Annotated in this window: 17 protein-coding genes; 4 read left to right on the forward strand and 13 right to left on the reverse strand. The window is 58.1% G+C overall.

The genetic code is table 11. The annotated features are described in order from the left end of the window. Positions 1-273 precede the first annotated feature (273 nt). Genes ccoP through ccoN form a run of 4 tightly spaced genes read right to left on the reverse strand, consistent with a single transcriptional unit; the run spans position 274 to position 3465 of the window. Positions 274-1221, reverse strand: a complete 948-nt coding sequence (gene ccoP / locus ACLH0J_RS12415) for a cytochrome-c oxidase, cbb3-type subunit III (protein ID WP_411392181.1) — start codon at positions 1219-1221, stop codon at positions 274-276. Then, positions 1218-1418 (reverse strand): cbb3-type cytochrome oxidase subunit 3, encoded by a 201-nt coding sequence (locus ACLH0J_RS12420; RefSeq protein WP_411392182.1) that lies wholly within the window; start codon positions 1416-1418, stop codon positions 1218-1220. Before ACLH0J_RS12420 ends, ccoP begins: the two co-directional genes overlap by 4 nt. A 3-nt stretch (positions 1419-1421) precedes the next feature. Next, the gene (gene ccoO, locus ACLH0J_RS12425; protein ID WP_017735321.1) at positions 1422-2030 is read right to left on the reverse strand and encodes a cytochrome-c oxidase, cbb3-type subunit II; all 609 of its coding nucleotides are present in this window, start codon (positions 2028-2030) and stop codon (positions 1422-1424) included. Between the two features lie 10 nt (positions 2031-2040). Next, positions 2041-3465: a cytochrome-c oxidase, cbb3-type subunit I gene (gene ccoN / locus ACLH0J_RS12430; RefSeq protein ID WP_411392183.1), complete on the reverse strand. Its 1425-nt coding sequence runs from the start codon at positions 3463-3465 to the stop codon at positions 2041-2043. 79 nt (positions 3466-3544) lie between these two features. On the opposite strand from ccoN, the gene ACLH0J_RS12435 reads away from it, so the two are divergent. Both ACLH0J_RS12435 and ACLH0J_RS12440 read left to right on the forward strand, forming a co-directional pair. After that, positions 3545-4237, forward strand: a complete 693-nt coding sequence (locus ACLH0J_RS12435) for an alpha/beta family hydrolase (RefSeq protein ID WP_411392184.1) — start codon at positions 3545-3547, stop codon at positions 4235-4237. Further along, positions 4179-5645 carry a hypothetical protein gene (locus ACLH0J_RS12440; RefSeq protein ID WP_411392185.1) on the forward strand — a complete coding sequence of 489 codons (1467 nt, stop codon included), beginning with the start codon at positions 4179-4181 and terminating at the stop codon, positions 5643-5645. The genes ACLH0J_RS12435 and ACLH0J_RS12440 overlap by 59 nt, the downstream gene beginning before the upstream one ends. A 98-nt stretch (positions 5646-5743) precedes the next feature. Here the strand turns inward: ACLH0J_RS12440 and ACLH0J_RS12445 are convergent, their stop codons facing one another. From ACLH0J_RS12445 to ACLH0J_RS12480, 8 genes are all read right to left on the reverse strand, one after another. Beyond that, positions 5744-7309 (reverse strand): methyl-accepting chemotaxis protein, encoded by a 1566-nt coding sequence (locus ACLH0J_RS12445; RefSeq protein WP_411392186.1) that lies wholly within the window; start codon positions 7307-7309, stop codon positions 5744-5746. Between the two features lie 103 nt (positions 7310-7412). Further along, complete coding sequence (locus ACLH0J_RS12450) at positions 7413-8588, reverse strand: glycosyltransferase family 4 protein (RefSeq protein ID WP_411392187.1); 1176 nt, start codon at positions 8586-8588, stop codon at positions 7413-7415. A gap of 2 nt (positions 8589-8590) precedes the next feature. Further along, a complete protein-coding gene (locus ACLH0J_RS12455; protein ID WP_411392188.1) occupies positions 8591-9802 on the reverse strand; it encodes a glycosyltransferase family 4 protein in 1212 nt (403 codons plus the stop codon). 31 nt (positions 9803-9833) lie between these two features. Then, positions 9834-10655 carry a hypothetical protein gene (locus ACLH0J_RS12460; RefSeq protein WP_411392189.1) on the reverse strand — a complete coding sequence of 274 codons (822 nt, stop codon included), beginning with the start codon at positions 10653-10655 and terminating at the stop codon, positions 9834-9836. Then, on the reverse strand, positions 10582-14964 hold the full coding sequence (locus tag ACLH0J_RS12465) for a glycosyltransferase (RefSeq protein ID WP_411392190.1): 4383 nt from the start codon (positions 14962-14964) through the stop codon (positions 10582-10584). The genes ACLH0J_RS12460 and ACLH0J_RS12465 overlap by 74 nt, the downstream gene beginning before the upstream one ends. Positions 14965-14977: 13 nt before the next feature. Then, complete coding sequence (gene wecC, locus ACLH0J_RS12470) at positions 14978-16240, reverse strand: UDP-N-acetyl-D-mannosamine dehydrogenase (protein ID WP_411392191.1); 1263 nt, start codon at positions 16238-16240, stop codon at positions 14978-14980. Next, positions 16237-17388 carry a non-hydrolyzing UDP-N-acetylglucosamine 2-epimerase gene (gene wecB, locus ACLH0J_RS12475; protein ID WP_411392192.1) on the reverse strand — a complete coding sequence of 384 codons (1152 nt, stop codon included), beginning with the start codon at positions 17386-17388 and terminating at the stop codon, positions 16237-16239. Before wecB ends, wecC begins: the two co-directional genes overlap by 4 nt. A 294-nt stretch (positions 17389-17682) precedes the next feature. Beyond that, a complete protein-coding gene (locus tag ACLH0J_RS12480) occupies positions 17683-18474 on the reverse strand; it encodes a lysostaphin resistance A-like protein (RefSeq protein ID WP_411392193.1) in 792 nt (263 codons plus the stop codon). A 431-nt stretch (positions 18475-18905) separates the two neighbouring features. On the opposite strand from ACLH0J_RS12480, the gene ACLH0J_RS12485 reads away from it, so the two are divergent. After that, complete coding sequence (locus tag ACLH0J_RS12485) at positions 18906-19766, forward strand: DMT family transporter (protein WP_411392194.1); 861 nt, start codon at positions 18906-18908, stop codon at positions 19764-19766. 32 nt (positions 19767-19798) lie between these two features. On the opposite strand, the gene ACLH0J_RS12490 is transcribed toward ACLH0J_RS12485, so the two are convergent. After that, on the reverse strand, positions 19799-20695 hold the full coding sequence (locus tag ACLH0J_RS12490) for a DMT family transporter (protein ID WP_411392195.1): 897 nt from the start codon (positions 20693-20695) through the stop codon (positions 19799-19801). A gap of 244 nt (positions 20696-20939) precedes the next feature. Between ACLH0J_RS12490 and aceK the strand changes: the two genes are divergently transcribed. After that, positions 20940-22661, forward strand: coding sequence for a bifunctional isocitrate dehydrogenase kinase/phosphatase (gene aceK / locus ACLH0J_RS12495; RefSeq protein ID WP_411392196.1), 1722 nt, complete (start codon positions 20940-20942; stop codon positions 22659-22661). Position 22662 lies beyond the last annotated feature (1 nt).

Genomic DNA, 22662 nt, shown 5'->3' on the forward strand with positions numbered 1-22662 from the left:
CTTTCCCTGTTTTGCGTAAGGACAAAATCCGAAATCAAAAGCTGATCGAGTGGACAGGAAAATTCAGGGTCGCAACGACTGTCGTTGCGTACGCCAGGATCAGTCCGCTGTGCAAGCAAGCGTAGACCTGAATGGCAGGAGGGGAAAGTTGTGCTTTAGAGGGGGTGCGACACTCGGTCGCGCAGGAGGGGCGGTTCAGTCAAGCGCGAGCGATGAATCGGTGGCGAGGGAGCAAGGAGAGTTGCCGCCCCGGAGCGGGGCGGCAGTCAGCGGTTACTGAGCCTGGCTTTCTGGCATTGCGCCATCAGCGTTATGGGAAAGGCTGTAAACGTAGGCGGCGAGCAAGTGCACCTTGTCATTGCCTTGCAACACTTCCTGCGCCGGCATCTGACCTTGGCGGCCATAGCGGATAGTCTGCTGCAACTGCGCCAGACTGGTGCCATAGATGAAGCCGGCTGGCAGCGTCAGGTTCGGCGCGCCCATGGCTTCAGTGCCGTGGCCTTGCGGACCGTGGCAGGCTACACACATGGTGTTGAAGGTGGTTTGGCCTGCGGCCAGGTCGGCGGTGTTGTCAGCCGGCAAGGGCAGTTTGGCCAGATCGTGACGGACATAAGCGGCGACGTTTTTGACGCCCTCGTCGCCGAGCATTTCACCCCAGGCCGGCATCGCCGCGTGGCGACCGTTCATGATGGTGGTCTTGATCGTGTCGGCCGAGCCGCCCCAGCGCCAGATATTGTCGGCCAGGTTCGGGAAGCCAAAGGCGCCCTTGGCATCGGAGCCGTGGCACACCGCGCAGTTGGAGGCAAACAGGCGACCGCCCATTTTCAGCGCTTGCGGGTCTTTGGCGACTTCTTCCACCGGCATGGCCGAGAATTTGGCGAAGATCGGCCCGAACTTGGTGTCAGCCTTGGCCATCTCCTTTTCCCACTCTTTGGCCGACGTCCAACCGTCTTCATAGCCCGGCAGCACGCCTTTCCAGTTACCCAGGCCCGGGTAGAGGATCAGGTAGCCGACCGCAAACACCAGGGTGCCGGCGAACAGCATGAACCACCACTGGGGCAGCGGGTTGTCGTATTCCTCAATGCCATCGAAGGCGTGGCCCATGGTCTGGTCGACACTGCCCTTGGTCTCGCCCTTGCGGGTGCCGATCAAGAGCCAGGTCAGGCCGATCAGGCTGCCGAGGGTCAGTACGCAGATCCATGTACTCCAAAAGGTAGTCATGGCCGGTTGCTCCTTGTTACAGGCTCTTCTTGAGCGTCGGATGGAGTGGGTTCGTCGGCGAAGGGCAGCAGGCGCGCCTGCTCGAATTCCGCATTGCGCCGGTTGTTGAACACCCACAGCGACAGGCCGATAAAGGCGATGGCAACCACCAGGGTGCCGAGGCCGCGGATGGTGCCCGCATCGAATTCAAATCCCATGGCTCACCTCTTGCTCTTGATGGCGGTGCCGAGCACTTGCAGGTACGAAACCAGCGCGTCCATCTCGGTCTTGCCCTTGAGGCTGGCGACGGCGCCACTGATGTCGTCGTCGGTGTACGGCACGCCAAGGGTGCGCATCACTTTCAACTTGGTCTCGGTGTGGCTGCTGTCGACCGCGGCGGTGACCAGCCATGGGTAGGCCGGCATTTTCGACTCAGGCACTACGTTGCGCGGGTTGTACAAGTGCGCGCGGTGCCAGTCGTCCGAGTAACGTGCGCCGACGCGTGCGAGGTCCGGACCGGTGCGCTTGGAGCCCCACAGGAACGGATGGTCCCACACGCTTTCGCCGGCGACCGAGTAGTGGCCATAGCGTTCGGTTTCGGCGCGGAACGGACGGATCATCTGCGAGTGGCACTGTACGCAGCCTTCGCGGATGTAGATGTCACGGCCTTCCAGTTGCAGCGCGGTGTAGGGCTTCATGCCTTCGACCGGCTTGTTGGTCACGTCCTGGAAGAACAGTGGGACGATCTGGGTCAGGCCGCCGATGCTCACGGCGAGCACCATGAGCAGCATCAGCAGGCCGACGTTCTTTTCAATCGTTTCGTGTTTCATCACTGACTCCTCAGGCCATTTGCGCGACAGGGGCGTCTTCGACAGGTTGTGCCGAACGCACGGTGCGCCAAGTGTTGTAAGCCATCAGGAGCATGCCGCTGAGGAAGATTGCGCCGCCGACCAACCGCACGATGAAGCCTGGGTGGCTGGCCACCAGGGTTTCGACGAAGGAGTAGGTCAAGGTGCCGTCCTCGTTGATTGCACGCCACATCAGGCCCTGGGCGATGCCGTTGACCCACATCGAGGCGATGTAGAGCACGGTGCCGATAGTGGCCAACCAGAAGTGCGCGTTGATCAGGCCGACGCTGTACATCTGCTGGCGACCGAAGACTTTCGGGATCATGTGGTACAGCGCGCCGATGGAGATCATCGCCACCCAGCCGAGCGCGCCGGCGTGTACGTGGCCGATGGTCCAGTCGGTGTAGTGGGACAGCGAGTTGACGGTCTTGATCGCCATCATCGGCCCTTCGAAGGTCGACATGCCGTAGAACGCCAGCGAGACCACCAGGAAGCGCAGGATCGGGTCGCTGCGCAACTTATGCCAGGCGCCCGACAGGGTCATCATGCCGTTGATCATGCCGCCCCAGCTTGGAGCCAACAGCACCAGCGACATCACCATGCCCAACGACTGCGCCCAATCCGGCAGCGCGGTGTAGTGCAGGTGGTGAGGACCGGCCCAGATGTACAGGGTGATCAGCGCCCAGAAGTGCACGATGGACAGGCGATAGGAATACACCGGACGTTCGGCTTGCTTGGGTACGAAGTAGTACATCATCCCCAGGAAGCCAGCGGTCAGGAAGAAACCTACAGCGTTATGCCCATACCACCACTGCACCATGGCATCCGTCGCACCGCCGTACAGCGAGTAGGACTTGGTCAGGCTGACCGGGATTTCCATGTTGTTGACGAGGTGCAGGATGGCCACGGTGATGATGAACGCACCGAAGAACCAGTTACCGACGTAGATGTGTTTGGTGTTGCGCTTGGCCACTGTGCCGAAAAACACGATGGCGTAGGCGACCCAGACGATGGTGATCAGGATATCGATCGGCCATTCCAGCTCGGCGTACTCCTTGGAACTGGTGTAACCCAGCGGCAAGGTGATCGCTGCCAGGACAATGACCAGTTGCCAGCCCCAGAAGCAGAACTGGGCGATTTTCGGCGCGAACAGTTGCGTCTGGCAGGTGCGCTGCACCGAGTAGAAGGAGCTGGCAAACAGCGCACAACCCCCGAAGGCGAAGATCACCGCGTTGGTGTGCAGCGGGCGCAAGCGGCCGAAGCTGGTCCAAGGCAAGTCAAAGTTGAGTGCAGGCCACACCAATTGGGCTGCGAGAAAAACCCCGAGCCCCATGCCGACGATGCCCCACACCACCGTCATAATGGCGAATTGGCGGACCACCTTGTAGTTATAGGCGGTGCTTAATGTTGTGTTCATGGTTCCCCATCCACGGTTCAACCCAAGCAAGTGCGACACTTGGGCTGGAGTTATAGGCAGACTAAATAGCGAGGCAAGCATGGGCAAAGAGCACAAGGCCAGTATTGACGGGGATCAATGGGCGCGGTGTGTGCGGGAACATGGCTGGTTGTGGGATGCTGCGTCGGGCGCCGATGGGCGTCCACCGGTCACCCTGATCCTGGCCCACGGCGCGGGCGCACCGATGGACTCATCCTTCATGAACGATATGGCTGCACGCCTTGCTGCGCGTGGCGTCAACGTGTTGCGCTTCGAGTTTCCCTACATGGCCCAGCGTCGCGTGGACGCAGGCAAACGCCCCCCGAACCCGGCACCGAAACTGTTAGAGCGGTGGCGCGAGGTGTATGCCCAAGTGCGACGCCATGTCGCTGGGAAACTGGCCATTGGCGGCAAGTCCATGGGCGGGCGCATGGCCAGTTTGCTGGCGGACGAATTGGGCGCCGATGGGCTGGTCTGCCTGGGCTATCCGTTCTATGCGGTGGGCAAGCCGGAAAAGCCCCGGGTCGAGCACCTGGCCGGGCTGAAGACGCCGACGCTGATCGTCCAGGGGGAGCGCGATGCACTGGGCAATCGGGCGGCGGTGCAGGGGTATGCGTTAGCGCCGGGCATTGAGGTGATGTGGTTGGTGGCGGGGGATCATGATCTGAAGCCGTTGAAGGCGTCGGGGTTCAGCCATGAGCAGCATTTGGAGGCGGCGGCGCGGAGGGTGGCCGGGTTTCTCCATGCCTGTTAGGGTTTCACAGAGGGCACGCCTGCCTAAAAGTGCTCATTTATTCAGTGCGGCGATGGTCCGACTCAATGCGGCTAAAAATCTAAAAAAGGAGGGCGGCATGATTGAGCTTTTCTCAGGAAAGACCAGCAAAGAGGTAGAAGTTTCTCTTAGCAATGATGTGTTGATCTGTACGTCCAGGCTTGAAGAGGGCGTTCATACTTACTTGTATTCTGATGTGCTTTCGGTAGATGACCTGCATTGCGATGCTGACGACTGCTTTGTTTTTTTAAGCGCACAGTCGAATATTTCATTGACTGCGGTGTTGGTGTTTTTTGATGCTGATAACAAGAAGCTGGCATCCGGTTCTTCTCCGGCAAATCAATCGGGAAAGATTGAAATTCCTCCTGAAGCTGCATATTTCAAGGCTGCGCTGAGGTTTATGCAGTCTGGAGTAGCCGAAATCTATTCGTTTAACATCGGTTCGTTGAGTAAAATCAGCAGGGTGATTGCCCAGTGCAATAGTTTCAATCACGCAGCTTTTAAGTGGGTGTCCAGTGACTATCGAGCAACAGTCAGTCTGGCTATTCCATTGATTGTTATTGAAACCGTGTTTTGCGACACCGAAACGAATGCAGATGTATTGAATCGTTACTTGAGTTATTTTGTAGGATTGATTTACTGCGTCAGTTCGCAAAATTACAGTAATTTCATTTGGTTTGTTCATGTCTCTAGTGATAAGGGACAAGCGATTGATGCGATCAGACGTGTCATAGAGCGTGTTGGGTTAGGTTCAAAGGTCTATATTAATATCTACTCGCATCCCAAAGATGGATACGGAAATGAACACGAGGTCCATATAGACCGGGTCCGTCGGCCTAACTCTACATTTCCGGAGCATCGAGACCGGCTTTTTTCTGCAGCGCTTGAAAAATCAGGATTTTTTCCGGCGCGGGAGTTGGAGAAATGTGTCGTGGTGCGGCTCGCACTGGACGATGATGATTTTATAACGGCTCGGCACTTTGATTCGATTCAACGCTTGGCGCTTGAACACGCCAGTGTACTGACTGATAAACGCTTGACTGTCATTGTGGGGATGAAACGGATCTTTGTTTCGTATTTTCTGGCCAATGGCAAGGTTGAAGTTGCAGATGTAGAATTTTCCAGAGTGATGACGGGGTGTAAGTTTTCGGTGTCGATCGGGGCCTATCCACGGAGTGCTTTTAGTATTACTGAGCGTTTTGAAGAGGTTGATCGAGATCGCGCGGATGTGATGTATGTCGAAACTGCTGAAAATAGCCCGAGTTTTTCTTATAACCGCCATGGGGGTAATTTTTCGGCGCAGAACAAGCGTTTGTATTACACGCATGAGTATGGTGTTTCAGCTTTTTCATCTCATGCGCAAATGCTTGAGACGTTCTCCAGGTTATAAACTTATTCAGTGTCGGGAGCATCACGATCATTTACAAATCGTGTTGCCCCGAACATAAGTTGGTACCCTCAGTCGTGCCGGTGTCAGCGAATTGAGTGCTAGCGGTTGAACCTTTCTACCAGCGAATACTGAGTATTCGCCGTACGCGTCAGCTCTTCACTCAATTGCGCCGAGTTCAGTGCTTGCTCTGAGGTTTGATCCGCCAACAGCGCAATGGTGCTGATATTGCGGCTGATCTCTTCGGCCACCGAGCTTTGCTCTTCGGTGGCTGCTGCGATCTGGGTGGTCATGTCGGTGATGTTGGCCACCGCTTCGCTGATGCCCACCAACGCCTGATCCGCCTCCATCACCTTCGCAACGCCTTCTTCGGCCTGGCGATGCCCTGCGTCCATGGTTTGTACGGCGGCAGCTGCGGTCTGCTGCAGTTTGGCGATCAGCGTATGGATCTGCCCGGTCGATTCAGCGGTGCGTTGCGCCAATTGGCGGACTTCGTCGGCCACTACCGCGAAACCACGACCCATCTCACCGGCGCGGGCCGCTTCGATCGCGGCGTTGAGCGCCAGCAGGTTGGTCTGGTCGGCAATGCCTTTGATCACGTCGACCACGCCGCCGATTTCGTCGCTGTCTTTGGCCAGTTGGGTGACGGTCACGCCCGTCTCACCGACGGCAACCGACAGACGCTGAATCGCCTCGCGGGTTTCCCCGGCGATATCGCGACCGCGGCCGGTCAGTCGATTGGCTTCCTGGGTCGCATCCGCCGTGCGCTGCACATGGCTGGCCACTTCCTGGGTGGTCGCCGCCATCTGGTTGACCGCCGTGGCCACTTGTTCGGTTTCCACGCGCTGACGTTCCAGGCCGCTGGAGCTGTTGTGCGCAAGGGTATTGGACTGCGCGGCCTGATCGTTCAGGTGCTCGGCGGTGTCCTGCAAACGTGTGAGGCAGGTCTTCAGACGCGCCTCCTGGCTAAGGATCGACATCTCCAGGCGCGCTTGAGCGCCGCGGCTGTCGGTATACATCTGTGCGATCAACGGGTCGGAGGTGGTCTGCTCAGCCAGGCGCAGCAGGCGCTTGAGGCCGCGCTGTTGCCAGCTCAGGCCCAGCAGGCCCAGCGGCACCGACAGCCCGGCGGCCAACGCAAAGCCCCAGTGGGAGTTGAGCGAAGCACCGATCATGAAGCTCAGCTGGCTCACCAGGATAAACGGCAGCCAGTCCTGCATCACCGGCAGCCACTTGTCACGCCGGGGAATGGCCGACTTGCCCTGATTGATGCGTTGGTAGAGCGCTTCGGCCCGGCGGATCTGCTCCGCGGTGGGCTTGATGCGCACCGATTCGTAGCCGACCACCTGGTTGCCGTCAAAGACCGGTATCACATAGGCGTTCACCCAGTAGTGATCGCCCGTCTTGCAGCGGTTCTTGACGATGCCCATCCATGGCAAGCCTTGCTTGAGCGTGGACCACATATGCGCGAACACAGCCGCCGGAACATCCGGGTGGCGCACCAGGTTGTGCGGGGCACGGACTAGTTCATCACGGGAGAACCCACTGATTTCGACGAAAGCGTCGTTGCAGTAGGTGATCACGCCCTTGGCGTCTGTGGTGGAGATCAACCGTTGCTGAGCGGGGAAGGTTCGCTCGCGCTGGGTAACGGGCTGGTTATTACGCATAGTTGTTCTAATCCGCAAGGCTTTCAGGGAGTATCGGCCGGCGCGGGGGTTTATTTAACTTAATTTTGTACCAATCATCGCGCTGAACGGCCGCCCCGCTGTTTTATTTGAGTCTACCTGTATTGAAAATGTCGTTCGCCATACGCAGATGGATAGCGTTGCGGGAATGCTCCCGGATAAACGCGCCACGGTCAGTGGCGCTCAGTTTCAGCCTGGCCAGTGCGGCAACGGCTGCATCGGGGTTTCCGGGGGGAAATACTGAAGCATTGGGGATGTGGTCGAGGGTGAATGCTTTTGAGTGTCCGTCCAGGCCCGCCAGGATTGGCTTCCCGGTGGCGGCATATTCAAACAGTTTGGAGGGAATGACTTTGAGGAAAGCCTTGAAGCTATTGAGGTGCAAGAACAGCACATCTGCGTGCTGATAATAATGAATCAGCCTGTGGCGGGGCATGGGGGGAATGAGTTCGACATTCTTGACGTGTCTGTTGATCAGCGTTTCGCTCAATTTCTTCATCGTACTGCCGTCGCCGATCACATAGAAACGAGCTGTGTTTGCCAGGCGCTCGGCCAATTCCGGCAGGATTTTCTCCAAGCCTTGGCCCGCCCCTATATTGCCCGCGTAAACAATGTTCAATGGGCTTTTCGGACCGCTGGGAGTGTCGGGATAGAAGGGGGTCTGAATAAACAGGTCATCGACACCGTTGGTGTGCGTTGAAAAGGTCTTTTGTGGATAACGGGCTGAGAAGTAACTCAAAAAGCCAGGTGATACCAGATTGACCCGCGTGGCGTGATTGAGGGTGATTCTTTCCACGCCTGAAAACAGTCGCGTTAAAAGTTTGCCGAGGACGCCGGGAAACAGTTCAGGCAGCACATCGACAAAGATGTCTCGAATATCAAGATAGAGTGGCGTCTGTTTCTTGCGTGCGATTGAGGCGCCTAACGTAGCCGTCATCAGTCGGGAGGAGGTCGCTACGATCACGTCATAGTGTTTGCCCTTGACTGATTTGTGGACGCCATAAGCATACTTGGCGAACCTCCAGGCCTGGCCGCATACGCTGAATCCAGAGGCGGGCAGGTCGACGCGGGTAATCGAAAGCTTCGGTTGGTGCAGGAGGTGATCCCCCTCGGGATCATAGGAGGCGTATCGGTTCGGTTGGGTCGTCAGCAGGTCGATTTCCACCTCACCACCACCGTGAGTGAAGAGTGCATTGACCAACGCCTCGACGCGAAATGCCGACAGGTCGGGCGGATAGTAATAGCTCAACAAGAGAATACGCATTGTTATGGATGCACCTCGGCGTTCCTGGCCAATACGCGTTGATACAGTGCCACTAACTGGATTTCCTGCTGCTCCCAATTTAGATGCCGGGCAGCGATTTTCGCGTTTCGAGCACATGTTTGCCTTAGCAACGGATCATCAATCAGTCGCTTGAGTTCTGTGCGCAGTGGTTGATCTGAGTCTGCTGCTGCCAACAGCCCGAGCGCGTGGGGCCGGATAATCTTGCGAATCTCCGGAAAGTTCGTTGCCACCACGGGTAGTCCAGCAATGACATATTCGAAGAGTTTGTTCGAGTCGGTGCTGAAGTGGTTCAGGCAGGTATTTTCGATAGGTTGTACGCCGATATCGGCGGATGCGGTGTAGCTGGGTAGATCCGCGAGTGGAACGGTCGGGATAAAGTGCACGCGCTCAGTCAAACCGAGTTCCTCCCTCAACTTCATTAGGTCCTGGGTCAGCCTCCCGCCCCCGATCAAGACGAAATAAGCCCCCTGCAACGTTGCCGATACGCGTAGCAAACGCTCCAGCCCGCGTCCTTGTTGAAGGCCACCCTGATAAATGACGATGGGCCAGGGGTGTTGCAAATCCAGTTCGTTGCGAATCCTCTGAGTGGGTGCGCTGAGGCTAAAACAAGGGCGATTCTGTAGCACCAGAAGGCGAGCGATCCCATAGGCCCTGGCAAAAAACTTGGCGCGGGTTTGCGTGGTGGTGATGGTGCCCTCGGCCCTGGGCATCAGCGTGGCTTCGATACAGGCCACCCACTTTCGAAAGCGAGCATACCCCTCGCGGCTGGTACTGACTTCATGTGCGTCATACACCAGCTTGGCACCGCTGAGCCGGGCTGCCAGCCACGCAGTAGGCAGGGTATTGACGTCATGGGCGTGCACAACAACAGCGCGATGCAGAGTGATCCGCACCATCAGGCTTGCATGTACCCATAGTCGCGAAAGGAGGCGTCGCACCGACATTGACTGTTCGCGCTCAAAAGAGCCGCTTGATGAGCGAACTCCAGCGGTTGTCGCTCGCCATGGCGCAGTCCGTGCCACCCGTATTACACGAATACCTTCCGGCAGCACTTCTTCATGACAAGTGACGCCCGGCGTATGCAATGCGAACACGGTGACTTGATAACCGCTCGCCTGAAGTGTCCGGGCTTGCTTCAACACGCGGGCGTCATTTCGGAACTCATTCCAGACGATCATGGCGATACGGGACACGGGCGATGATTCCAGTTGATTTAAAAGGTGTTCAGCGGACGGGGGCGGCGCTAAAAAACAGTAGATTTATCGCCGGGGCGTGGGTGTTCAGGTAAAGAATGTCTTGGGTCATAACTTTGAGTCTGCTGAAACTCTGGCGTATGAGAATCAGGGATATAAGTGCGATGTACAGATGGGGAGGCGGTAGGCAAAGGAAGTCCACAATGATGAAGCTGAATGTGACCAGGAAGCCCGTGGAGTAGAACGCGTCGGACACCGTGAGAGGGTGACGGCGCAGTACTGAACGCAGGCGCTGGTTACGGTTGTTCAACGTAATGAGGGCGACAGCGGCGAGGGCACAATAAGTCAGGCTGATGGCCAAGAGGAACGGGTAGAGGTAGAGCAATACGGTGAAAACGATCAGGACAAACAGGGCATCCGACAAGCCCCGCGTAAATCTGGAAAACACGCGGGTCGCTAAAGGCAATTGAGTGTTTAACAGCGCAGCGTCGGCGCAGTGCTTTATGAGGGTGCGTGCGCCAACCCTTGAATGACGTGACGCGACAAATTCGGCGCTTAGATGGCCTGCATAAAAAATAGCCGTCAACAGACTGAGTGCGATGATCAGGTCGGTTTTGTCAATGCCTTTCAACAATGGCGGCAAATAGGCGGGGGCGGTCTCCGATCCCAGCAGGATGACGATCTTGATCGGCAGGAAATAGGTCATGATCAACAGCGCTTGTGCGCAGAAGTGTGCGGTATGCGCTATCAAAGTGGCGCGCGGGGCAATGCTGATTAAGTTATGGCCCAACTGCACGCACCAGATGAGGGTCGAAAGGATCCTTTGTTGTAATGCCTTTACTTGTTCGCTCACCGCAGGTTTCTCGTATAAGGCTCAGTTCAGCCGCTGTGATCAGTTGTATGTCTGTTTGCATGAGCACTCGCTGCCGTGCACTTAACGATTTCGCTTTGAAGATATCCGGGTTGAAAAACAGCGTTTCTATCGCCTCACTGAGTCCGACGTAACTTTCGGGGGCAGACAGGAAAGCGCAGGTGTCGTCGACAAATTCGCCGATTGCTCCCACCCGATGGGTCACCGGGACCAGGCCCGAAGCCATCGCCTCATCACGCGATACCCCTTGGGTATCCATTCGGCTGGGGCATAGAAACACCCCATAGTGTTTGTGCAAATCAGCGATCTCGGATCGTTTCAGATAGCGCTTTTCGATTTTGACATTCGGGTACTGACGCAACGGTGCCAGTGTCTCTTCAAACAAAGGCCCATCACCGACCATCAGGAACTCAAGCTCGTTGAACCACGATTTTGTCGCCAGCAGTTGTATGGCTTTGACACTCAAGTCATTGGCGTAGGTGCGTGAAGCATAGGGGCGTATCGACAGGATTTTCTTGCGCTGTTCGAGCGGTTTTTCCGAGTGAGAAAACAGTCGGGTATCGATGGGGTTATGGATGATTCGGTATTGGCTCTCGGGCAACCGGAACCCAAGGTCCTCCATCACCTGCTCGGCAAACTGGCGGGACACGAATACAAGCTGCAGGCCGGGCGGCATGGGTTGCAGCAGATTGCGCCAGAAACTCATGCGCCGCTCACTGTGTGCCTTGCTCAGTTGCAATTGCTCGTCGTCGTTGAAGTTGTAGGCTCTACGCCACCAAGGTTGGATCTCGGCGCCGTGCACCCAGACCAACACCTGAATGCCAGGCAGGTACGGACGCACTATTTCCCACATTTGCGCGTCCAGAAAGTGCACCAGCACTGACGTGTAGTTTCCTGAGTCGAGCATTTTCGCCAGGGCGTTGCCCGGGCCTGTGATCACATCAACATTTTCAAATTCGTGATAAGTCACGGGGTCGTTTGGGCGTAGGCGAAAAACGTCTAGCGGCAGCCCCTGTTCCTGATAGGCGGTGACACGGGTGTGAATAAAGCCATTGCGGTACAGGTCGTCATAGGAGGGGTAGTGATTGGTCAGTAGCAGATGTTTGGCCTTGGCGAGCAGTGTGTGCGGCTGAGTATCGCGGTGGCCTTGAATCAGGGCCTTGATCGTCGTACTGCCGCTGCCATAGGCGCGTAAGCCCAGGCGCAGGTAAGTTGTTTCTGGTGGGACATCCCAGGTGTGGTTGCGATTAGCCAGTTGCATGACATGGCTGATGCGCTGTTTCTGCGCATCAAGAAACAGGACGACCAACTGAAGATTGAGACCTGGCGTTGCATCGAGCAGCAACCGGAATGGGCCGTCGGCTTCCATCAGTTGTGCAACGCGCAACTCCTGTGGGGCGTACTGATATTCGTGGGTTGCGTCTTCGAGCGATGAGCAGAGATGCCAAGTATCACCTTCGACCTGCGCGTGCAGGAACTTGCTCCGAATTGGGCCAAACAGTTCTGCGAGCGCCGCGCCGCTGGTTTGTGGGCTGTTGGTTTCGACGCTCAGTGCCGGGATTCTTTCGCTGTTGTGCTGGAGCTGATGGAGGCTGATGCCGGCATACAGGTCAAGGTCATTGACCACATCAATGGCTTGCTGTTGATAGCGGTCTGCGGCGTTTTCACAGTAGTTGAAGGCGTCGGTTGCCAGTGCCTGAACGTGTGTAAAGGTCAGGGTCGGTAGTCTTCCCAGCCAGTCGTGTATGGGCTGCTCTGCCACGCAGGCCGTTTTGATCAAGGCGCGCCGTGCGGCCATACCGCTGGCACAGTATTGGTATTCCCGTCCCTGGTGTTTCAGGTGAATGCCCCGTTCGTCTGCAGCATGGTGAGCCATCTTGCCGATCACTTGGGCCTTGCTGTAACGCGTTGCCAGGGCAAGGTCGAGCAGGTAATTGGGGCCATAGTAGTCTGCGGCAACCATTACCCCCAACAGGTCTGCGCCGTTTGCCAGTTCGCCGAGTGTGAGTGTGTCGAGTTGAGTGCGATCAATCAGGTGTAATTGAGGGGCCGCACTGTCGGACGGCCTTATTGAGTCGGCGGTTATCACGACGTACAGCTTGACATGGGGGTAGTTCTGACGGCGCAGGTGGACGTCGAGCGCATGGAGTTGAGCCTCGTTGACGGCTTCAGCAATGAGGCAAATCGTTGGTAGCGGCACGTCCTGCGAACAGCCTGTCACCTTGCTCATTACATAACGCAAACGGTGGGCGCAGGTGTGTTCCTGCATCACTTTGCGCAGCCCGGCCAAGCGCAGTTTGTTGTGTTCAGTGGGCGTGTTGAGCCGGCGCAGGACTTCCTGGCTGCTATCGCTGCAGACCACCAGGTCACCCAGCAGTACACGCAGGCCCCGAGAGAAGTTGCTGACCGTGAGGGTATTGGACGCAAGTAATTCAAATACGCGTCGGGCGAACATGGACTGTGAATGTTTGATTGAGTTGAGGTTGATCGCATAACGGTAGCCCTTGTACGCCCGCTCCATTTGCGCCGTGTTCAGGGTGCCGGCGATGTAGCACCGATATTCGGCCGGGAACTGATAGTTGGCCTCTGGTTTGCCAAAGTTGCGGTCAAAGATTTCCAGCGGCCGGAAGCGGGGCAGGTCTCTGACGAAGTGTTCAAGATCGCGGGTCCGCTCTGGGTATCGGGCGTAGTAGGCACCGGCGAAACAGAACGCGTCTTTGCGCTCATACAGTTCGATCGGATTATGCACGGCGGGTTGGCAGGCAAAGGGCAGCACGTAGACGCGTTCATGTCCCAGCGCGCTTTTATAGCGGTGGATGCAGTCAATATCCGTGGTGAACACGTGGTCAAAGTGCTTGGCGGTGCTGAGGAATGTCTCGAAATGCACAGGGTCTTCTTTGTTCCAGAAGACGGTTGGCACCTGATACTCCCTGCACCACTTCAAGAGGCTTCGCAGTTCCTGGCTGTTCTGCGTGATCTTGTTATGCCAACGGTCATCCTGGCCGCGCCATGCAGACTCGATAAACAACAGGTGGGGTTGAAATGATTGCAACTCGGCCAGGCTCTGGTCCGGGGTCAGTTGCAATAGCTCACTTTCATACCGGAAGGCCTCATGGGTGAAAGTGTCCAGCACACAGGCGATTCTGAACGGCTTGGCACCATCATGAGGGGCGATCAGCAGGTGACGGCGTGCGTCATCGGTATCCGTCAAGGGCGTGGGGGCCGGTGACACAAGGAAAGGGCAGGCTTCTGGAGCCGTGGGCGAGACCGCTTCATCAGGCGTGGGCGACGTCTGTGGGCGGTCTGTTCGACGCGCGCGGGCTTGCTGGTACAGGTTAAACAAGGCTGCAGGCAAATGAAGGAAGCCACGGAGCGAGCTCACCCCCATCCGCAGTTGGTAACCCAATTGATAGGTAGTACTTGCCCGCGTCTTGATCAAGCGGGTTTCCAGCAAGAGGCACTTGGCATCCGCGCGCTGCAGGTTGGCAATGAGGGCATGTATTTGCCGTTGCTGACCGGCGTTGCACTCGACGGATTGCGCAAGGTCGTTTTTTAGCTGGTGAATCGTGTCGGTGGCGGCAGAGTGTTTTTGACTGATCTGCTCCAGTTGTTGGCGACTGGCGGCCAGGTTGCCATTCAGGCTGCGCTCGACTGACTCGAAAGCGCGCTCCAACGTGCGAATGTGCTCGGCCCCCAACAATGCAGGTCCGGGTTCGGCCTTGATTGCGACCATTCCGACCCATTTGTCCAGCGCCTGGACTTGGATAACCTGCAGGTGTGTACTCAACCGACGAAACGGCTCCAGCAGGTAAAGCGCAGGGTCATGGTCGTTAGGATCATTCACTCCGAAGGGCAAGGTGATGATCAGTTTGCCGTTGGCCTTGAGCATTGACGCGGCCTTTTCTACCCAGGCGTCCAGCTGTATGAGGGGGGGATCACTGATCACAATGCTGTCAGGTTCGGCACCTTGGATATCCAGCGACATAAAGTCTGCGTTCACGTAGCCAATGTTACGTTGCACGTGTTCGGGTTCCGTGCGCAGCCAGTGACAGGCCTCTTCGATCATCTGGCTGCGGTTATCCACTCCTGTGACTACATGCCCGTCACGGGCCAGCAGCACGGGGATGATACTCAGCGAGCAGCCTGCGTCGATTACCGCTTTGCCGCCTACCTGTGCGCAGATCCAATGAATTCGCGCTCGCGTTTTCAGTGGGAGGTGTTCATTGAGTCTGCCGTAGTAGGCATCCATGGTGTGATCGTGAGTATCGGCGAGGGGACGTTGGTTGTTCATCGTCGATATTCGCTCAGTTCGCCAGCACGCCGGCGGCATCAATGACCACACCGTTCCAATGTTGCGCCGACATCGACCTGAACTCGCGGTGTCTTACCAGCAGTACATGGATGTGCGCGCTATCCCAGGCACAGGCGGTATCGGTGAGCGAGTGTTCGAGCATATCGGCAGGCAGTGCATCGATGTTCGGCTCCACCAGCAGCAGCGTTACCCCCAGCTCCTTGGCCAGCAGCCGGGCGATGCCAAGTGCCGGGCTTTCGCGCAGGTCGTCGATATCGGCCTTGAATGCCAAGCCGTAGCAGGCAATTTTTACGTTGTTCGTGCAAAGCCCGGGTTGCTTGAACAGGAGGTTCGCCACGGCGAGTTTCACTTGTTGGACGACCCATTGGGGTTTGCTGTCGTTGACCTCGCGCGCGGTGCGGATCAACTGCGCAAGGTCTGGCGTTTTACTGACGATGAACCAGGGATCGACCGCGATGCAGTGCCCACCGACACCCGGTCCCGGTCGCAGAATGTTTACCCTTGGATGATGGTTGGCCAGGCGGATCAGTTCCCATGGATTGATCTTCAACTGTGCGCAGATCATGGACAGTTCATTGGCGAAGGCGATATTGACGTCGCGAAAGCTGTTTTCGGTCAGCTTGCACATCTCTGCGGTGCGGGTGTCGGTGACGATGCACTGGCCATCGACAAACTGTTGGTAAAGCCTTAATGCCGCGGTCGAGCAGGCTGCGGTCATGCCACCGATGATCCGGTCATTGGTGACCAGCTCGCGCAGGATATGGCCTGGCAGTACACGCTCAGGACAGTGAGCAATACGGACATCACTGGTTTCCCCATGGGTGGCAGGGAATGTCAGGTCCGCACGTGCATCAGCCAGCCATTGCGCCATGAGTTCGGTGGTTCCCACCGGAGACGTCGACTCCAGAATCACGAGGTCGTTTTTTTTCAATACCGGGGCAATGGCTCGGCAGGCCGCTTCGATATGGCTCAGGTCTGGCTCACGGTTTGCCAGGAACGGTGTGGGGACGGCAATGAGGAAGGCGTCTGCCGGTTCGGGCCGGGTGGTTGCACGCAGATAGCCGCTGTTGACCACTGAGTGAACCAGTTGCTCCAGCTCTGGCTCAACGATATGCACTTGACCAAGGTTGATGGTATCAACGACATGCTGGCTTATATCAACGCCAATGACCTGCCGTTGATGCGAGGCAACGATAGCGGCGGTGGGTAGGCCGATGTAACCCAGTCCGATGACGCATAGCGTTGAAAGGCTCATGCCGCCGCCTCGTTTTTGCACAAGGTCGTTGCCAGTATGTCGCGAATGCGTCTGCACGCGTTGCCGTCGCCATAGGGGTTGTGGGCACTGCTCATTTCTCGATAGACGGCTTCATTACTGAGCAGCTCTTTAAGGTGATGGGCGATGCTGGCGATCTCGGTGCCCACCAGCCTGACCGTCCCGGCGTGGATGGCCTCGGGACGTTCAGTCGTGTCGCGCATCACCAATACGGGTTTGCCCAGCGCCGGTGCTTCCTCCTGGATTCCGCCCGAATCAGTGAGTATCAGATACGCACGTGTCATCAGGTATACAAACGGCAGGTAGTCCTGGGGCGGGATCAGGTGCACGTTTTTGATACCTGCCAGCAGGCGTTGCACAGGTTCTTGAACATTGGGGTTCAGGTGCACAGGGTAAACAAAGACCACGGCTGGGAAGCGTGCGGCGGTTTCGACCAAGGCCTGGCAAATGCGCTCAAGGCCGTCGCCAAGGTTTTCTCGGCGATGGCCGGTGACCAATACCATCTGTTGTCCTTGGGGCAGGAAGGCAAATTGTTGGTCCAGTGCCGTGCGCAGCGGCGATGTCGGCAGGCGTAGCTTCTCGACGACACTGAGCAGCGCATCAATCACCGTGTTTCCGGTGACATGAATGGACTTGGGGGCAATGCCCTCGTTGAGCAGGTTTTGTCGAGCGGATTGAGTGGGCGCGAAATGCATCGCGGCAAGGCTGTCTGTCAGGCGCCGGTTGCCTTCCTCGGGCCAGGGTGAATAGAGGTCGTTGGTACGTAACCCGGCTTCGATATGAGCCACGGGTATTTGCCGGTAATAGGCCGCCAGGCTTGCGGCGAACGTGGTCGCCGTATCGCCGTGCACAAGGATCACATCCGGTTTGAAGTCTTCCAGTACGGCCTGCAGCCCCTGAATGATCGCCGTTGTCACATCCGTCAGATTCTGGTCTGCGGTCATGATGTCCAAATCGTAGTCAGGTACCAGTCCGAAGAGCTCAAGCACTTGGTCCAGCATCTCCCGGTGTTGTGCCGTTACGCATACTTTTGAATTGAAACGGTCGTCGTTTGCCAGGTGGATAACCATGGGCGCCATTTTGATGGCTTCCGGGCGTGTGCCGAAAATCGACAGTGTCTTGAGCGACATGAGCATGGTTCCTGTTCTTAAGGAAATAAACCGATACTGGTGAATAAATGCTGAGCGATGTCCGCCGCCTGAATCGCGGGTGCACGCTTCCCTTCAACGCAGTGCCAGGCCTTAAGTGCTTGGGAACCGGGTCGTATGTATTTGGGGAGGTACGAAGGGGCTGTGGGCCATTCTGCCTAAAGGGCAAACGGCCTGCTACTGACCGTTCGGTTAGGTAGGGGAGGTGTGGGCGGGGGCATAAAAGTACCGAAACCGCCTTCAAGACGGCTGGGTGTCTCGTGAAACAGTGCCGGGTTAACCCGCCAGCATCGGATACGTAAACAACCCAAAATGAAGCAGATTCAAACCAAAGTGCGTGGCAACCGCCGCACCCAGCCCGCCAAAGCGATAGGCCATGCCGTAACCCACTCCGGCAATGCTCGCCAACAGCACCCAATGCCAACCCGCGCCCACGTGCACCAGGCCGAACAGCAGCGAAGCCAGCAGCAGCGCGAGGTTGTCGCCGTAGGGCAGGTGCTTGAAGCGCCGGCTCAGGCCGCCCTGCACGTAACCGCGGAACAGGGCTTCTTCCACCAGGGTCACCAGCAGCAGGTTATTGAGCATCCACAGCCAGGCCTGTTCCGGCCATTTCGGTGCCCAGTTGATGACGCCCAGTAAGGTGGCGCCGCCCAGCGCGGCGATGGCGGTCAGGGTCAGGGCCAGGGCGGTGACGCAGATCGACAGGCGCAAGGTGCGTCGCGCCACGATCCACGGGCAGGCCAGCAACAGCCAGAAGCCGATCAGCGGTTTGTCCTGGTTCAGGTACATCGAGAAGGGCACGGCGTCGGGGGTCAAGCGTTGCGGGTCGATGCCGCGGCCGTTGTAGAAACCCGGTAGCCAGTGCATCGCCAGGCTCAGGGCCAGCACGATGAATAAGCCATGGCCGATGGAGCGTGCCCATGGGGTCCGTTGCTGGCGTACTGCATATCCGGCAATCAGCAGCAGGGTCACGGAGACTGCCGCCAGCACACCCAGTTGGCCGTAGACCAGCGCCAGGACATAGCCGATGGACAGCAGGGCGAGGTACAACCAGGGCAAAGTGGCCATCTGAAATCCTTGGAAAAAAACGGACGCTAGTATAGCGAGCGGACTCCACCGCCAAGATGAAAAAGCCGCCACGCGACAGCGGCTGCTGGAGCGATTGCAAAATATGTCGGTGGCTGGTTATAGTCGTCGCGTCCTCATCCCTTCAAAAGATCAGCCCATGCCTGCATTCCTGTGCACAGCGGTAGTCGATTCAGCGTCCAGCGCTGTGGTCGTGCCGTGCGGGAACCGGCAGCCTGCGCAGATCAGTCACTACCCCCCACCTGTCAGTAGCACGCCGGTGTACGCAGTCGTATCACCGCCGGGTCTCGGCATTTCGGGCTGATCAGCTAATAGCTGTTCCCGTATGCCCGCCTGAAAAAAACCTACTGGGCTGAACCTTCGCGTTTTGGCTTTTGCTGAATCGGCTTTTTGCCTGATTACAGGTGGTAACCATGTCTGTCATATCGAAACAATCCGTGGCCGCGACGGCCTCGACGAGCCTGTTTGTATTGCTGTGGAGCAGCGGGGCGATTTTCTCCAAGCTGGGCCTGGCCCATGCGTCGCCCTTCGCCTTTTTGCTGATCCGTTTTGCCATCGCCCTGGCCGGGCTGGTGATCCTGGTACCGATCCTCAAGCTGAAACTGCCACGACCCGGCAAGCCGCTGTTGTATGCGGCGACGACCGGGCTGGTGCTGTTGGGGGCCTACCAGATCTTCTATCTGTTGGCCCTGGACCTCAACGTCACGCCGGGGATGATGGCGACCATCATGGGCGTGCAGCCGATCCTGACCGTGGTGGTGATGGAGCGCCAACGCTCCTGGCGCCGGATGTTCGGCCTGGGTCTGGGGTTGGCGGGGTTGATCATGGTGGTGTACCAGGGCATCGGGCTGTCGGGGATGTCCCTGGCGGGGATGCTCTTCGGTTTGCTGGCCCTGGCCAGCATGACCTTCGGCTCGATCATGCAGAAGCGCATCACCGATAACCCCCTGGGCACGCTGCCGGTGCAATACCTGGCGGGGCTGGTGTTGTGCGCGGTGTTTGTGCCGTTCCAGCCGTTCCATTTCGAACACAGCGCCAGCTTTTACCTGCCGGTGCTGTGGATGGGACTGGTAGTGTCGCTGCTGGCGACGCTGTTGCTGTACCGCCTGATCGCCCGGGGCAACCTGGTCAATGTCACCAGCCTGTTCTACCTGGTGCCGGCGGTGACGGCAGTGATGGATTACCTGATCTTCGGCAACCGGCTCGCGTTGTTGAGCGTATTGGGGATGGGCTTGATCATCATTGGCCTGGTCTTTGTGTTCCGTAAACACTGATCACCGAACACGCTGTAGGGGCAGGCATGCGCCTACAGCGTTTTGGCCAATTTCCCGGGTCGCAACACTAACCACAACGCCCCGGCGATCAATATCCCGCCATACAGATGCGCCATCGACAATGGCTCGTCCAGCAGCAACGCGCCCCACAGCACCCCGAACGGCGGGATCAGGAAGGTGGTGGTCATCGACTTCACCGGACCAATCGCCGTCAGCAGGCGGAAGTACAGGACGTAGGCAAACGCCGTACACACCAGCCCCAACCCGAGCAACGACAACCACACGTGCCAGCCGCCCCAACTGGCTGGCGGATGGTTGATGGCGCTGTAGGCAAACAGCGGCAGCAGGAACAAGGTTGCGCCGAGCATGCTGCCCAGGGCCGCGAGCCGACTGTCGAGCCCGCCGCGCTGATCCAGCCAGCGCCGCGCGAGAAAACCGGCAAAGCCGTAGCAAGTGGTGGCCAACAGGCAGGCCAACGCGCCCATCAACAACTCCAGATCAAACGCCACTGGCCCGGCGCGGGTCAGCACGCCCACGCCAAACAGGCCCAGGCACACGCCGGCAACTTTCGAGGGCGTCAGGCGTTCGCTGAAAAACAGGCCGCCAATCAATACGCCCATCAACGGCGTGGTGGCATTGAAAATCGCCGAATAACCCGCCGGCAGCACCTGGGCGGCCACCGAGTACAGCGTCGCGGGAATGCCGGAATTGATCACGCCCAGTAGCAGGATGGTCTTGAACTTGCCCTGGAAGTCCCAGTTCACGCGCATCACCGCCAGCATCACCAGCAACCCGGCGGCGGCAATCGATACGCGGAAAAACGCGGTCGGCAGCGTGCCGATTTCCGGCGCGATGATGCGCATGAACAGAAAACTCGCGCCCCAGATTGCGGCCAGTCCCAGCAGGTACAGGGTGTCGACAGGTCTCACGCAACGCTCCTACATCAATAAGGCGGCGAGTGTTGCCCAGTGGCCGGCTCGACACAATCACTGATTACCGGACACATCCCACCCCCGGCCTGCACCGGTCGATTGGCGCATTGCCCGCGGATAACGCCCGTCCATCCGCTAAATGCACGAAAGTCCACAACCAGGCATGCTAAATGACTGCTTCTCCTGCCTGCACTCACTGGCTAAGCTCTGGGCTTCCAGATGCCCGTTCGAGGTTTTCCGCATGTCGCAACCCACGCCTGCCCTCGCTATCGCCCGCACGATCCTCGAAGGCTTCGACGATTACCGCGAGCACTTCCGCCAGATCACCGATGGCGCCCGTGAGCGCTTTGAAAAAGCCCAGTGGCAACAAGGGCAGGCGGCGTCGGCGGCGCGTATCAACCTGTACGAAGAAAAGGTCAGTGAAGTGACGGCTCGGCTGCGGGCGAACTTCGCTGAAGCCGTGTTGCTCGACATCGGCGCCTGGCCCCTGGTGAAAAGCGCCTACATCGGCCTGATCGACCTGCGCTTCGACGATGAGCTGTCCGAGACCTGGTACAACTCGATCTTCTGCGGCCTGTTCAGCCACGACCTGATCAGCGACGGCTGCATGTTCATCCACACCACGCGGCCAAGCCTGCGCCGCGCGAGGGCCGCGCAAACCCGGATCTACACGCCCGTCGGCAGGATTTCCGCCATGCTGGCGCAGATTTTCGCCGACTACAGCTTCAGCGAGCCCTACGCGGATCTGCCGGCCGACCTGCGTCGCATCGAAGCACAACTGCGCGAGAACCTGCCGGACTGGGTGTGCAAGGACCCGGACCTGAAAGTCGAGCTGTTTTCCTCGGTGCTCTACCGCAACAAGGGCGCTTACCTGGTCGGGCGTATCTACACCCGCGACGAGCAGTGGCCCCTGGTCATCCCGCTGCTGCACCGCGAAGGGCAGGGTATCCAGATCGACGCGCTGATCACCGACGAAGCCGATGTGTCGATCATATTCTCCTTCACCCGCTCCTATTTCATGGTCGACGTGCCGGTGCCGGCAGAATTCATCGGCTTCCTCAAACGCATCCTGCCGGGCAAGCACATCGCCGAGCTGTACACCTCCATCGGCTTCTACAAGCATGGCAAGTCGGAGTTCTACCGCGCGCTGATCAACCACCTGGCCACCACCGACGATCAATTCATCATGGCCCCCGGCGTACGCGGCATGGTCATGAGCGTGTTCACGCTGCCGGGCTTCAACACCGTATTCAAGATCATCAAGGACCGCTTTTCGCCGTCGAAAAACGTCAACCGCGCCACGGTGATCGAGAAGTACCGCCTGGTCAAAAGCGTCGACCGCGTCGGGCGCATGGCTGATACCCAAGAGTTTGCCGACTTTCGCTTTCCGTTGAGCAAGTTCGAGCCCGAATGCCTGGCCGAATTGCTCGACGTGGCCGCCGGCACCGTCGAAGTCGAAGGCGACACCGTGCTGATCCGCCACTGCTGGACCGAACGGCGCATGACCCCGCTCAATCTCTACCTCGAAAACGCCAACCCCGCCCAGGTACGCGAAGCCCTGGAAGACTATGGCCTGGCGATCAAGCAACTGGCGGCGGCGAACATCTTCCCCGGCGACATGCTGCTCAAGAACTTCGGCGTCACCCGCCATGGCCGCGTGGTGTTCTACGACTACGACGAAATCTGCTACCTCACCGAAGCCAACTTCCGCCACATCCCCGCACCGCGCACGCCGGAGGATGAAATGGCTTCCGAGCCCTGGTATTCCATCGGCCCGCTGGATGTGTTCCCGGAAGAGTTCCCGCCGTTCCTGTTCGCCGACGCCGGCCAACGCAAGCTGTTCAATGAACTGCATGGCGAGTTGTACAACGCCGACTACTGGAAAGGCCTGCAGGATGCGATTCGCGCCGGCAAAGTCATTGATGTATTCCCGTACCGGCGCAAAGACCGCGATAACGAATGAG

Origin of the sequence: Pseudomonas sp. MPB23 (assembly GCF_046605395.1) — a bacterium.
Taxonomy (GTDB): Bacteria; Pseudomonadota; Gammaproteobacteria; order Pseudomonadales; family Pseudomonadaceae; genus Aquipseudomonas.

Excerpts from the sequence above, each read along its gene's own strand:
- ccoP (WP_411392181.1), bottom strand. The coding sequence starts at position 1,221 with ATGACTACCTTTTGGAGTACATGGATCTGCGTACTGACCCTCGGCAGC.
- ACLH0J_RS12420 (WP_411392182.1), bottom strand. The coding sequence starts at position 1,418 with ATGGGATTTGAATTCGATGCGGGCACCATCCGCGGCCTCGGCACCCTG.
- ccoO (WP_017735321.1), bottom strand. The coding sequence starts at position 2,030 with ATGAAACACGAAACGATTGAAAAGAACGTCGGCCTGCTGATGCTGCTC.
- ccoN (WP_411392183.1), bottom strand. The coding sequence starts at position 3,465 with ATGAACACAACATTAAGCACCGCCTATAACTACAAGGTGGTCCGCCAA.
- ACLH0J_RS12435 (WP_411392184.1), top strand. The coding sequence starts at position 3,545 with ATGGGCAAAGAGCACAAGGCCAGTATTGACGGGGATCAATGGGCGCGG.
- ACLH0J_RS12440 (WP_411392185.1), top strand. The coding sequence starts at position 4,179 with ATGAGCAGCATTTGGAGGCGGCGGCGCGGAGGGTGGCCGGGTTTCTCC.
- ACLH0J_RS12445 (WP_411392186.1), bottom strand. The coding sequence starts at position 7,309 with ATGCGTAATAACCAGCCCGTTACCCAGCGCGAGCGAACCTTCCCCGCT.
- ACLH0J_RS12450 (WP_411392187.1), bottom strand. The coding sequence starts at position 8,588 with ATGCGTATTCTCTTGTTGAGCTATTACTATCCGCCCGACCTGTCGGCA.
- ACLH0J_RS12465 (WP_411392190.1), bottom strand. The coding sequence starts at position 14,964 with ATGAACAACCAACGTCCCCTCGCCGATACTCACGATCACACCATGGAT.
- wecC (WP_411392191.1), bottom strand. The coding sequence starts at position 16,240 with ATGAGCCTTTCAACGCTATGCGTCATCGGACTGGGTTACATCGGCCTA.
- wecB (WP_411392192.1), bottom strand. The coding sequence starts at position 17,388 with ATGTCGCTCAAGACACTGTCGATTTTCGGCACACGCCCGGAAGCCATC.
- ACLH0J_RS12480 (WP_411392193.1), bottom strand. The coding sequence starts at position 18,474 with ATGGCCACTTTGCCCTGGTTGTACCTCGCCCTGCTGTCCATCGGCTAT.
- ACLH0J_RS12485 (WP_411392194.1), top strand. The coding sequence starts at position 18,906 with ATGTCTGTCATATCGAAACAATCCGTGGCCGCGACGGCCTCGACGAGC.
- aceK (WP_411392196.1), top strand. The coding sequence starts at position 20,940 with ATGTCGCAACCCACGCCTGCCCTCGCTATCGCCCGCACGATCCTCGAA.